Genomic DNA, 12,045 nt, shown 5'->3' with positions numbered 1-12,045 from the left:
GACGGGGCGGCTTTGGCGCAGCGTGGGCGCGTCAGGCGGCGTGTTCACCCTCGCCAAAGAGGAAGTCGGTGATCTTGCGCAGATCAGCGGCAACGCTGTTGAGTGATCCGACGGCACCCCAGTTGATGGCGTCCGGATCGAATTCGAAATGGTCGTCGCTGAGGGCCTTCAGGCGCTCCAGCATGGTGTCGATCTCGGCCTTGGCGGCGATGAACGCGTCGAGTGCCTTGTCATTCTGGGCGGCGCGGCGGGTGGTCATGGCGGGGCGTCCTTCGGTGAGTTGCATCGTTTCCTTGCGATCAGATTCGCTCTGTCGCGCCCCCTAATCAACTGAATACCAAGGGATATCATCGGCTTGATTGGATTATCTGCGCCATGAAAGGCATGAGCGAACGCGAGTACGCGGCCCATTCCGGCCTGTCCCGCGGCGGGGTGCAGAAGGCGCGCAAGAACGGGCGGTTGGTGGTCCATGACGACGGGTCGATCAACGCCGCGGCCTCGGATGTGCGGCGGGCGGAAATGACGGACCCCGACCAGCAACGCCGGTCTCTTGGTGGCGATGGGCTGGCCAGCGGCCCCGGCGACACGACATCCTACATCAAGGCCCGCACGGCGCTGACGGTTTACGCGGCGCAGGAGCGCCAACTGGCGGTCCAGAAGAAGAAGGGCACGCTGGTCGACCGCGCGCGGGCAGAGACCCTCGTCTTCCGCCTGGCGCGGCAGGAACGGGATGTCTGGGTGACCTGGCCCGGACGCGTAGCCGCGCTGATGGCGGCGCAGATCATGGCGGAGGTGGAACGGCAGTCCGGGGCATCGGTGATGATCGAGACCGCGATCATGCAGAGGGTGCTGGAAGCCCATGTCCGCGAACAGCTCGACGCCCTCGCCGACCTCCGGGTCTCGCTTGCATGATGAGGCCGATGACAACGACCTGACCGCGGGTCTCGACCTCGGCTTCGATGGGGCCGAGGACCTGCTGCGGGTCTGGCGGCAGGGGATGCGGCCCGATCCGAACCTGACGGTGTCGGAATGGGCGGATCAGCATCGCTGGCTGTCATCGCGGGGCGCGGCGGAGCCGGGGCGGTATCGGACGGCCCGCGCGCCCTATCTGCGCGAGATCATGGATGCGCTCTCGCCCGGCCATCCCGCCCAGCGCATCACCTTCATGAAGGCGGCGCAGGTGGGCGCGACCGAGGCGGGCAACAACTGGATCGGGTTTGTCATCCACCACGCGCCGGGGCCGATGCTGGCGGTGCTCCCGAGCCTGGAACTGGCGAAGCGGACCTCGCGGGGCCGCCTTGATCCTCTGATCGCGGATAGCCCGGCCCTTCGCGAACGGGTGAACCCGGCACGGTCGCGGGATGCCGGGAATTCGATGCTGTCGAAGGAATTCCCCGGCGGCATCCTGGTGCTGACGGGCGCCAACTCGGCCACCGGCCTGCGGTCGATGCCAGCGCGCTATGTGTTCCTAGACGAAGTCGACGCCTATCCGGCCTCGGCCGACGAGGAAGGCGATCCGGTCACGCTGGCAGAAGCTCGGACCACCACCTTCTCGCACCGGCGCAAGGTGTTCATGGTCTCGACCCCCACGATCCGGGGGCTGTCGCGCATCGAGCGCGAGTTCGAGGCGTCCGACCAGCGGCGCTACTTCGTGCCCTGCCCGCATTGCGGCACGATGCAATGGCTGCAGTTCGAGCGGTTGCGCTGGGCAAAGGGGAAGCCGGAAACCGCCGCTTATCACTGCGAGGGCTGCGAACGGCCCATCGCCGAGCACCACAAGACCGAGATGCTGGCCAAGGGTGAGTGGCGGGCGACTGCGGTTTCGAAGGATCCGAAGGCCATCAGCTTCCACCTCTCGGCGCTCTATTCGCCGCTCGGGTGGAAAAGCTGGTCCGACGTCGCGCGGGAATGGCTGGCGGCACAAGGGTCGGACGAGACGCTGCGCGTCGCGCGCAACACGCTTCTGGGCGAGACATGGGTCGAAAGCGGGGATGCGCCGGAATGGCAACGGCTGGCGGATCGGCGCGAAGCTTGGAAGGCGGGCACGGTGCCGATGGCCGGGCTGTTCCTGACCGCCGGTGCCGACGTCCAGAGGGACCGGATCGAGGTCGATATCTGGGCCTGGGGCCGGGGAATGGAAAGCTGGCTCGTCGATCACATCGTCATTCCGGGCGGGCCTGACGATGCGGACGCCTGGGACAAGCTGACCGCCCTTCTCGGCAGGTCATGGCAGCATGCCAACGGCGCCTTCATGACCGTGGCGCGGCTGGGCATCGACACCGGTTACGAGGCCGCGGCCGTCTATGCCTGGTCACGCAAGGTCGGGTTCGAACAGGTGGCGCCCCTGAAGGGCCTCGAAGGGTTCAACCGGTCGGCACCCGTGTCTGGGCCGACCTATGTCGATGCCACCATCGGCGGCAAACGCCTGCGGCGCGGCGCGCGGCTCTGGTCGGTGGCCACGGCGACGTTCAAGGCGGAAACCTACCGCTTCCTCCGGATCGAACGCCCCTCGGACGAAGACCGGGCGCAAGGCGTCCTCGATGCGCCGGGGACCGTGCACATCCCCGGCTGGGCCGACACCGAATGGCTGAAGCAGTTGGTGGCCGAACAGCTGGTCACCATCCGTAACAAGCGCGGCTATGCCCATCAGGAATGGCAGAAGATGCGCGAGCGGAACGAGGCGCTGGACTGCCGGGTCTATGCCCGCGCCGCGGCATGGATCCTCGGCGCCGACCGGTGGGACGAAGCCACATGGCGGCGGCTCGAGGCGCAGGCGGGCGTGGAAACGCGCATTCCCGCGGCCGTGGCGACCGAAACCACACTTGATCCGGCCCAGCCCAAGGCCGGAACCCTGACCACGCCACGCCGCAAACGGCGGGCCTACACCCCGAACTTCATGAGGGACTGATGGACCTGGAACGCATGCAGGCCCTGCTGACCGCACTGCAGGAGGCCCGATTCGCCGGGCTGCGCAGCGTCAGCTATGACGGCAAGACGGTGACCTACGGCTCGGATGCCGAACTGGCGACGGCCATTCGGGACTTGGAGGGCCGGATTGCTACCGCCTCGGCAAACCCGCGTCGTCGTCGTTGGGGCACCGTGGCCACAAAGGGACTGTGACCATGGTGCTCGACGCCTTCCGGGCACGCCTCGGCAGCATCATTGGCGGGTTCGATGCCGCACAGTCCCACCGCCGCATGCGGGGGTTCCGGGCCACGCGCGCCCATGTGAACACGCTGATTGCGGCCTCGGGCGAGACGATCACCGCCCGGGGACGCTGGCTCGTGCGCAACAACGGCTATGCGGCAAATGCCGTCGACGCCTTCGCGAACCATGTCGTAGGTGACGGAATCAAGCCCTCGTCGAAGATCGCCGAGGCCGCGAAGAAGGAGGAGTTGCAGAAACTCTGGCTCGCCTGGACCGACGAGGCCGACGCCGAGGGTCTGACCGACTTCTTCGGCCTCCAGCGCAGGGCGGCGCGGGAGGTGTTCCTCGCGGGCGAGGTCTTCCTGCGCATCCGCACGCGGCGTGGCGAAGATGGTCTGACGGTGCCGCTGCAGCTGCAGATGCTGCCCTCGGAAATGCTGCCCCAGGACATGACCCGCGTGCTGCCCGGCGCGGGGTCGATCCGGCAGGGCATCGAATTCGATGGGATCGGGCGGCGGGTGGCCTATCACTTCCTTCGCCGCCATCCGGGCGACATGACCGATCCGGGGCTCATCGGCGAAACCGTCCGCGTGCCCGCGTCCGAGGTGATCCATATCCTCGACCCGGTCGAAGCAGGCCAGCTGCGCGGCGTGTCGCGCTTTGCCGCGGCCGTGGTGAAGCTCTTCACCCTCGATCTTTACGACGATGCGGAACTGGAGCGGAAAAAGACCGCGGCGATGTTCGCGATGTTCATAACCTCCCCCGCCCCGGAGACCGCCCTCGATCCGGCCGAGGACGATCTCGAGGTCGAACCCGGCCAGGTGGTGCGGCTGGATCCCGGCGAGGATGTCACCACGCCTTCGACACCGGATTCCGGATCGACATATGAACCGTTCCAGTATCGCACGCTGTTGCAGATCGGCGCGGCGCTGGGCGTGCCTTATGGCTATCTGACTGGCGATACGGCGAAGGGAAACTTCTCAAACACCCGGATCGCGCTGGTGGATTTCCGGCGCCGCATCTCGGCCTTCCAGCATTCGGTCATGGTCTACCAGCTCTGCCGCGCGGTCTGGACGCGCTGGATGGACACAGCGGTGCTGGCAGGTGCCATCGACCTGCCAGGTTACGCAACCGACCGGCGCGCATACCTTGCATGTGACTGGCTCCCCACGAAATGGGACTGGATCGACCCGGCCAAGGATACCGCGGCCGAGATCCTGCAGATCGAGGCGGGCCTCAAATCCCGCACGCAGGCCATCGCCGAACGGGGCTACGACGCCGAACAGGTCGACCGCGAAATCGCGGCAGAACGGAAACGCGAGGCGGAGTTGGGCTTGGACTTCCGGCGGCCGGGATCCCCGGCACAGGCGGTGGGTGGCGGCGCTGGGTCGGGTGATGCCGAGGGCCAGCAACGAGATCAGCATGAAGAAGAGGACGCGGACAACGACGGCGAGGACCGGGAACCCCAGCCCGCGGAGGAGGGATGATGCACCACACCCAGATCGCCCAGCGCGTCTTCAACACGCCTCTTATGGTCGATCCGGCCAAGGCGCTGGCCTTTCTGACTGGGCTGGGGCCCCGGATCACCGGGCGGGAGATCAGTGTCGAGGGGCTGGAAATCGCGGCTGAAGATCGGGATGCCGCCACCCTGCCCGCCCGCGCTTCGCTCTTTGGCGACGGCCTGACCAACCGCCAGGCGCGAAACGGCGGCCAGCCCTTCGCAATCGTCGATGGGATCGCGGTCATCGAAATCGCAGGCACGCTGGTGCATCGCGGCGCCTGGATCGGGCAATCCTCCGGTCTGACCTCCTACGAGGGGATCGCGGCGCAGCTGCAGGCGGCCGTCGCCGATCCGGCGATCCGCGGCATCGCCCTCGACATCGACAGCTTCGGCGGCGAAGTGGCGGGAGCCTTTGACCTCGCGGATCGCATCCGCGCGGCAAGGGCGCAGAAGCCGGTCCAAGCATTCGTCGCCGACCACGCCCTCTCGGCCGCCTACGCCCTCGCTTCCCAAGCCGACCGGGTCATACTGCCCCGCACCGGGGCCGTCGGCAGCATCGGCGTCGTGGCCATGCACAGCGACATGAGCGGGGCGCTGGACCAGAAGGGCATCGCCGTCACGCTAATCCATGCGGGTGCCCGCAAAGTCGATGCCAATCCCTATCAGCCCCTGCCCGAGGCCGTCCGCGCCCGGATCGCGGGCGAGTTGGAAGACCTACGCCAGCTCTTCGCCGAAACCGTCGCCGAAGGGCGCGGCCGTCGCCTCGACACCCTACGCGCGCTGGGCACCGCGGCCGCCGTCTTCCGCGGCGAGGCGGCGGTCTTCGCCGGTCTCGCCGACGAGGTGGCCGATCCCGTCACTGCCTTCCGCGCTTTCGCCGCCGCACCCCGCGGCACAACCACTCCCAGAGGAAAGGGCCCGATGATGACCACCGCCCCCGAAGATCATGCGCAGCCTACGACCGCGCCTGCCACCAGTCCTGCGCCGGAACCGGCCCCGCCCGCGGCAAGCGCGCCGCCGCAAGCCACGGCGGCCGCGATGTCGCCCGAAGCGATCCGGGCCGAGGCGGCCGAGGTCGCACAGGTCTGCGCGCAGGCCGCGCGCCTGGGCATCCAGATCGATGCTGCCGATGCGGTCGCCAAGGGCGTGAAGCCCGAAGCCCTGCGCGCCAAGGTCCTTGCCGATCTTGCCGCCCGCAGTGACGCCGCGGGCATCATCGCCACCGTTCCTGCGGCTGGCACCAAGGAAAGCCCCGTCGTCGCGGCCGCGAAAAAGTCGGCCGCCGCCTCGCGCTGATCCCGGCGCATCCCATCCCCCAACATCCTGGAGACTGAACCATGCCCGTCCTGACGGAACCGCCCAGCATGGGCGATGTCCTCAAATATGAGGTCAACGCGAACTACACCCGCGAGGTGGTGACGCTGCTCGCGGGGTCAGCCTATCCCGTGGGCGCCGTCCTCGGCCGCATCACGGCCAGCGGCAAGTACAAGCTCGCGACCAGCGGCGGCACCGATGGCGCGCAGACCGCCTCGGCCGTCCTGCTCTATGCCGTCGATGCCACGCTGGCGGACGCGGTGGGCATCGTTGTTGCCCGCGGCCCCACCATCGTCTCGCGCGCGGGCCTCGCCTACGACGCCACCGTCGATGACGCGGCGAAGATCACCACCAAGATCGGCCAGTTGGCCGCCGCAGGCATCATCGCCCGCGACGGCGTCTGATCCCCCTCATTCCCCAGGAGCATCCCCATGACCCTCGTCCGCAATCCCTTCGACGCTGGCGGCTATTCGCTGGCCGAGATGACGCAGGCCATCAACATCCTGCCCAACCTCTACACACGCCTCGCCCAGATCGGCCTCTTCCGCTTCGAAGGGGTCAGCCAGCGCTCGGTCATCATCGAACAGTACGAGGGGGTCCTGAGCCTGCTGCCTTCGGTCCCCCTCGGCGGCCCCGCCACCGTCGGCACCCGCGAGGGCCGGTCCATGCGCAGCTTCGCCCTGCCGTGGATCCCGCATGACGACGTGGTCTTGCCTGCCGACATCCAAGGCGCCCCCGCGCTGGGCGCCTTCGACGCGGCCGATCCGCTGGTCGAGGTGATGAACCGCAAGCTGCTTCTGATGCGCCGCAAGCATGCCCAGACCCGCGAATACATGGAAATGAACGCGCTCCGCGGCATCGTGAAGGACGGGGCGGGCACGACGCTCTACAACTACTTCACCGAATTCGGCCTGGCGCAGATCTCGGTCGACTTCGTCCTCGGCACCGCGGGCACCAACGTGCAGGGCAAGGTGCGCGAGGTGCTGCGCGCCATCGAGGACAACCTCCTCGGCGAGGCAATGACCTCGGTCCATGCGCTCGTCAGCCGCGAGTTCTTCGACAAGCTGATCGCGCATCCGAAGACGGAAGAGGCCTACAAGTTCTACGCCTCGACCGGCGCCCAGCCGCTGCGCGAGGATGTCCGCCGCAACTTCCCCTTCGGCGGCATCCTGTTCGAGGAGTATTCGGGCACGGTCACCCTCTCGACCAAGGCCACCGAACGGCTGGTCCCGGCGAACGAAGGGATCGCTTTCCCCTTGGGCACGATGGACACCTTCACCACCTATGGCGGCCCGGCGAACCTGCTGGAAACCGCCAACACCATCGGCCTGCCGCTCTATGCCCGTCAGCACCTCGACGAAAAGGGGCGCTGGATCGACGTCATGACCGAGGCCTCGATCTTGCCGGTGAACAAGCGGCCTAGGCTGGCCGTCCGGATCCACAGCTCGAACTGATCTGTCATGTCCGTCCTCGCCGCCGCCATGGACCGCATCTTCATGCATACTGCCATGGCGGCCCCGGCCCTCTGGATCTCAGCCACCACATCCGAGGAACGCCCGATCCGCATCATCCGCCGCGCCCCCGACCGCGTCACCGACTTCGGTGCGGGTCGCTTCGTCAGCGACACGACGATGGTGGATGTACGCGTGGCCGACCTGCCCGTCCCGCGCCCTGGCGACCTGATCGTCATCGGCGCCGACAGCCATCTGATCCAGGGTGAACCGCTGCGCGACCGCGAACGGCTGATCTGGACCCTTGATCTGAGGCCAGCATGAGGCTCAAGCTGGAAATCAGCTCCGACCTCGCCGCCCTGATGCGGGCGGAAATCGCTGCCGGTGAAATGGCCGTGACCACCGCCATGCGCGAGGCAGGCGTGGGCCTCAAATCCGTCTGGCGCGGCCGGATCACCGGCGCGGGCCTCGGCACCCGGCTCGGCAACTCGATCCGCCTCGCGACCTATCCCAAGGGCGGCGAAAGCCTGAACGCGGCTGCGCTGGTCTGGTCGAACGCGCCGGTCATCGTCGGTGCGCATGACGCGGGGCCACTGATCCGGTCGCGCGACGGGTTCTGGCTGGCCATCCCGACCCCGGCGGCGGGCAAATCCACGCGCGGGGGCCGGATCACCCCAGGCGAATGGGAACGCCGCACGGGGCTGCGCCTGCGGTTTGTCTACCGGCGCAGGGGGCCTAGCCTGCTGGTGGCCGAGGGGCGGCTGAATTCGAAAGGCCGGGCTGTGGCGTCGCGCGCGAAGACCGGCCGTGGGCTGACCACCGTGCCGATCTTCCTGCTGGTGCCGCAGGTCAAGCTGCGCAAGCGGCTCGACCTGGCGCGGGATGCCGAGAGGGCCATCGACGGCGTGCCGGGGCGGATCGTGGCGGGGTGGGCCGCACCGCTCTCGAGTTGAAAGAGCTTGGAGACCCCTGCTCTTTGCCAACAGCCTCCCGCCGAAAGTGCTGGCCGTCGACCAGACTCTTGCCCGTCCCCCCTTGTTAGCGAAGACTGCCTAGCGCAGATAATCAATGACATAGGACCACGAGCATAGGCGGGTTTCAGGAATGACCTCGATTGATATTCTCGAGCCGCTTCGACGGCGTCGTTCTCGGCTGGAGAGGCTCGCCGATCAGGTCAAGGCGCTAGAGAGAGGCCGTGATGAGCTTCAGCGCGCGATAGCTGACTACAAGGCCTTCCGGCCAGAGATTGAAAAGGGCAAGATCGACAGCCTAGAGAGCTCCGCAAGAGACCTTTCCAGGAAGATCGCCGATCAAGAGATCAACAAAACAAACCTGGACCGCCGCTTTCACAGCGCAAATGCCGCCAAGGTTAGCCCGCTGGTGGTTTGGAAGTACTTCTCTGCAGATCAAAAGCTTCTCCGTTCCGAGGCTTCGCGTCTTGCTTCGGACCTGTTTTCGGCCAAGCAGCAGCTGTCCAAGGATCAAGTGTCGCTCGACAAAGTCCGTTCGGACATCAATGCTGCAAGAAAGCGCATTTCGGATCACGCAAACTTCGACCTGAACAGTTCCGAGACACGGCTATCGTCTCTTGGACCGGAGATTGAACGGCTCAGGGCCGCTCACGCGGCGGACAACGCAGAACTTTTGCGGATCGAGACCAAGATTCGCCCGCATACCCAAGAACTTGATCGCTTGAAGTCGGAACTCGCCACGCTGAATGCTGACATCGCGCGAGCGAACCGCTTCGAGCAAGAACTGTCATCAGCGGCAAACAGCTACGAGCGCAAAATGATTCACAATGCGTGCGAGGAAGCGTTCGGAAAAGGGAAGCCCAAGGAGGTCATCAGTGACCGCAGGGGAAAAATACGGAGCCTTGACAACAATATTCCCAAACTCGAGCGTCGCATCCGGGAAGAGCTCGAGAAGCTGGAGAGAACCATTGGCCACCTTTTGATCGACGGAAACAACGCATGCTATGAAGGTCAATCGTTCATCGGGCTCCGAGCGATCTCCGCTCTGGTTCGAGGACTAGGCGGTCGTTTCAAGACCACGGTGGTCTTCGACGCTTCGATCCGTGCGATGCTCAAGACCGACGCTCAAGGGATTGAGCGCGCGCTTGGTACATCGGTCAACACGCATGTGGCTCCAACCAAGTCGGCGGCCGACGAATACCTGCTGAAGCTTGCCGACCAGGACAATAGCGCTTTCATCCTGAGCAATGACCGCTTTGCCGAGTATCATGACTATGCTGCCGTTAAGTCGGGCCGACTGTTCAGGTTCCTTATTGCGGATGGAAGACTGATGGCCAATGATATTGATGTTTCAGTGAATTTTTGATGATGAACGGTGGCAGATGCTTCGAATCCCTGGACTGACGATAAACTGGCACATTCTCGAAGCATGCAACTACGACTGCTACTTCTGCTACGCAAAGTACGGCCAAAGGTCGATCTTCTCTCGTCGCTACACGGAAATCTTGCGTGAACTTTGCACCCTGAATGGTTGCAGGGTCGACTTCCAAAGTGGCTCCGCCATCGCCGAAAGCGTCCGCATCAATTTTGCAGGCGGCGAACCGTTTCTCGAGGAGGAACTCGGCGCTGCCATTGCACTCGCTTACGATCTCGGCCTTCGACCTTCCTTCATCAGCAACGGCTCTCTGTTAAAGGATGACTTCATCATGGAATTCGGGCCGATGATCTCGGTCGCCGGGTTCAGTGTCGACAGCTTCGATGATGAACAGAATCGAAGGATCGGCAGGCGAAACAACCGAGGAGCGCAGGTCAGTTACGAGCGGATGGCTGATATATTCAGGGCATTCCGGCAAGTTTCCCCCAACACCTTGCTCAAGATAAACACCGTTGTGTGCCGTGAGAACGTCGGCGATGACCTCGCGCCTCTGCTTTGCGAATTGCGGCCGGATCGATGGAAGGCGCTGCGGGTAATACCTATTCATGGCGCTACGGGCCGAGGGATATCGGACGAGGAATTCTCTGATTTCCTGAACCGTCATCGAGATGTGCCGGGAAAGATCGTGCCAGAGGACAACGTCGACATGCATCGGTCCTACATCATGCTTGACCCCGATGGCCGCTTTTACCAAAGGGAGGGCTCCGGGTATCTCCGCAGTGCGCCCATTCTAGACGTGGGGGCCGCGACGGCCCTCCAAAGCGTCGAATTCGATGCCGAAACCTACTTCAGCCGTTACTGAACAAGTATTTCAGGCGAAGTTTGGAAGGCTTTGAGCCATGCCCACAACCCGCGAAACCGTCCTCGCCACGCTGCACGCGCGGCTGCAACCGCTTGCCGCCCTCACCCTGCGTGACGAGGTGCTTCCCGAGCGGATCCCCGCGGCCGGGCTGATCATCCTACGCGATGGCCAGCCGGGCGAGCCAGAGGTGACGCTGTCACCGCTGCGCTATCACTACCAGCACCGGGCCGAGCTGGAGGTCATCGTTCAGGCGGGCACCGGCCGGGCCAGCGCCTTCGACGACCTGGTCGCCGCCATCGGCACGGCGCTGGAGGCCGACCGGACGCTCGGCGGCCTCTGCGACTGGGTCGAGCCCGAGGCCCCGGCCTCAGTCGATCTGCCCGTCGAAGGCGCTGCGGCCCTGAAGGCGGCGGTGATCACCGTCGTCCTGCATTACACCACGACCGGCCCTCTGGCCTGACACCCCACATCCAAGGAGACCCCCATGGCACGCGCACACGGCGCGCGGGCGCAGATGGCGCTTGCGTTTGAAACCATCTACGGCACCCCACCCGCCAGCGGCTATCGGCTGATGCCATTCGCAAGCACCACGCTCGGATCAGAACAGCCGCTGATCGCCTCGGAGCTTCTGGGCCAGGGGCGCGACCCGCTGGCACCGATCAAGGACGCGGTCACCGCCGACGGCGATGTCGTCGTGCCGATCGACGTCGAGAACTTCGGCTTCTGGCTGAAAGCCGCCTTCGGCGCCCCCACCACGACGGGGACCACGCCCAAGACCCACACCTTCCAGTCGGGGAACTGGACCCTGCCCTCCATGGCCATCGAGGTCGCGATGCCCGAGGTGCCGCGGTTCGCGATGTATGCGGGCTGCGTCATGGACCAGCTCAGCTGGCAGATGAACCGGTCGGGGCTTCTGACCGCGACCGCCCGGCTGATCGCGCAGGGCGAGGCCATCGCGGCCACCACGGCCGCGGGCACGCCGACTGCGCTGGGCTTGCAGCGCTTCGGCCATTTCAACGGCGTGGTGAAGCGCAACAGCACGGCGCTGGGCAATGTCGTCTCAGCCGAGATCACCTATGCCAACGGCCTCGACCGGATCGAGACCATCCGCAACGACGGCAAGATAGAGGGCGCCGATCCGGGAATGGCCGCGCTGACGGGGCGGATCGAGGTGCGCTTCGCCGACTCTGCACTGGTGACCCAAGCCATCGACGGCACGCCCTGCGAACTCGAGTTCGCCTACAGCCTCGGGGCGAACGCCAGCTTCACCTTCACAGCGCACGCCGTCCACCTGCCGGTCCCGCGGATCGAGATCCCCGGCCCCCAAGGCATCCAGGCCACCTTCGAATGGCAGGCGGCCAAGGCTAGCAGCCCCGCCCGCATGTGCACCGCCGTCCTCGTCAACACTGTAACGGGATACTGAC

The 12,045-nt window shown here is 65.6% G+C and carries 14 protein-coding genes; 13 read left to right on the top strand and 1 reads right to left on the bottom strand.

The genetic code is table 11. The features are described from left to right. Positions 1-31: 31 nt before the first annotated feature. Positions 32-259, bottom strand: coding sequence for a hypothetical protein (locus ACO2Q5_RS21685; RefSeq protein WP_423294948.1), 228 nt, complete (start codon positions 257-259; stop codon positions 32-34). Positions 260-375: 116 nt separating this feature from the next. Between ACO2Q5_RS21685 and ACO2Q5_RS21680 the strand changes: the two genes are divergently transcribed. The 13 genes from ACO2Q5_RS21680 (at position 376) to ACO2Q5_RS21620 (ending at position 12,044) form a co-directional block, all read left to right on the top strand. Further along, complete coding sequence (locus tag ACO2Q5_RS21680) at positions 376-912, top strand: hypothetical protein (protein WP_423294947.1); 537 nt, start codon at positions 376-378, stop codon at positions 910-912. Beyond that, positions 860-2,908, top strand: a complete 2,049-nt coding sequence (locus tag ACO2Q5_RS21675; RefSeq protein WP_423294946.1) for a phage terminase large subunit family protein — start codon at positions 860-862, stop codon at positions 2,906-2,908. Before ACO2Q5_RS21680 ends, ACO2Q5_RS21675 begins: the two co-directional genes overlap by 53 nt. Further along, entirely contained in the window at positions 2,908-3,120 is a 213-nt protein-coding gene (locus ACO2Q5_RS21670) for a phage head-tail joining protein (protein WP_423294945.1), read from the top strand. The genes ACO2Q5_RS21675 and ACO2Q5_RS21670 overlap by 1 nt, the downstream gene beginning before the upstream one ends. A 2-nt stretch (positions 3,121-3,122) precedes the next feature. Further along, complete coding sequence (locus ACO2Q5_RS21665; RefSeq protein ID WP_423294944.1) at positions 3,123-4,634, top strand: phage portal protein; 1,512 nt, start codon at positions 3,123-3,125, stop codon at positions 4,632-4,634. Next, positions 4,634-5,944 (top strand): S49 family peptidase, encoded by a 1,311-nt coding sequence (locus ACO2Q5_RS21660; protein ID WP_423294994.1) that lies wholly within the window; start codon positions 4,634-4,636, stop codon positions 5,942-5,944. Before ACO2Q5_RS21665 ends, ACO2Q5_RS21660 begins: the two co-directional genes overlap by 1 nt. Positions 5,945-5,985: 41 nt before the next feature. Continuing rightward, complete coding sequence (locus ACO2Q5_RS21655) at positions 5,986-6,366, top strand: head decoration protein (protein WP_423294943.1); 381 nt, start codon at positions 5,986-5,988, stop codon at positions 6,364-6,366. 27 nt (positions 6,367-6,393) lie between these two features. Continuing rightward, on the top strand, positions 6,394-7,416 hold the full coding sequence (locus ACO2Q5_RS21650) for a major capsid protein (protein WP_423294941.1): 1,023 nt from the start codon (positions 6,394-6,396) through the stop codon (positions 7,414-7,416). Between the two features lie 6 nt (positions 7,417-7,422). Beyond that, positions 7,423-7,737: a head-tail joining protein gene (locus tag ACO2Q5_RS21645; protein ID WP_423294940.1), complete on the top strand. Its 315-nt coding sequence runs from the start codon at positions 7,423-7,425 to the stop codon at positions 7,735-7,737. Further along, positions 7,734-8,366, top strand: coding sequence for a DUF6441 family protein (locus ACO2Q5_RS21640; protein ID WP_423294939.1), 633 nt, complete (start codon positions 7,734-7,736; stop codon positions 8,364-8,366). The genes ACO2Q5_RS21645 and ACO2Q5_RS21640 overlap by 4 nt, the downstream gene beginning before the upstream one ends. Positions 8,367-8,517: 151 nt before the next feature. Beyond that, positions 8,518-9,750 carry a hypothetical protein gene (locus ACO2Q5_RS21635; RefSeq protein WP_423294938.1) on the top strand — a complete coding sequence of 411 codons (1,233 nt, stop codon included), beginning with the start codon at positions 8,518-8,520 and terminating at the stop codon, positions 9,748-9,750. Between the two features lie 16 nt (positions 9,751-9,766). Next, entirely contained in the window at positions 9,767-10,621 is an 855-nt protein-coding gene (locus ACO2Q5_RS21630) for a viperin family antiviral radical SAM protein (protein ID WP_423294937.1), read from the top strand. Between the two features lie 37 nt (positions 10,622-10,658). Then, complete coding sequence (locus ACO2Q5_RS21625; RefSeq protein WP_423294936.1) at positions 10,659-11,081, top strand: acyl-CoA transferase; 423 nt, start codon at positions 10,659-10,661, stop codon at positions 11,079-11,081. Positions 11,082-11,105: 24 nt separating this feature from the next. Continuing rightward, positions 11,106-12,044, top strand: coding sequence for a phage tail tube protein (locus ACO2Q5_RS21620; protein WP_423294935.1), 939 nt, complete (start codon positions 11,106-11,108; stop codon positions 12,042-12,044). The last annotated feature ends 1 nt before the right edge of the window (position 12,045 follow it).

It is taken from the genome of Neotabrizicola sp. VNH66, from assembly GCF_049445895.1.
Lineage (GTDB): Bacteria > Pseudomonadota > Alphaproteobacteria > Rhodobacterales > Rhodobacteraceae > Pseudogemmobacter.
Note: the sequence above shows the minus strand (reverse complement) of the source record. Positions and strands in the feature narration are given on the sequence as shown.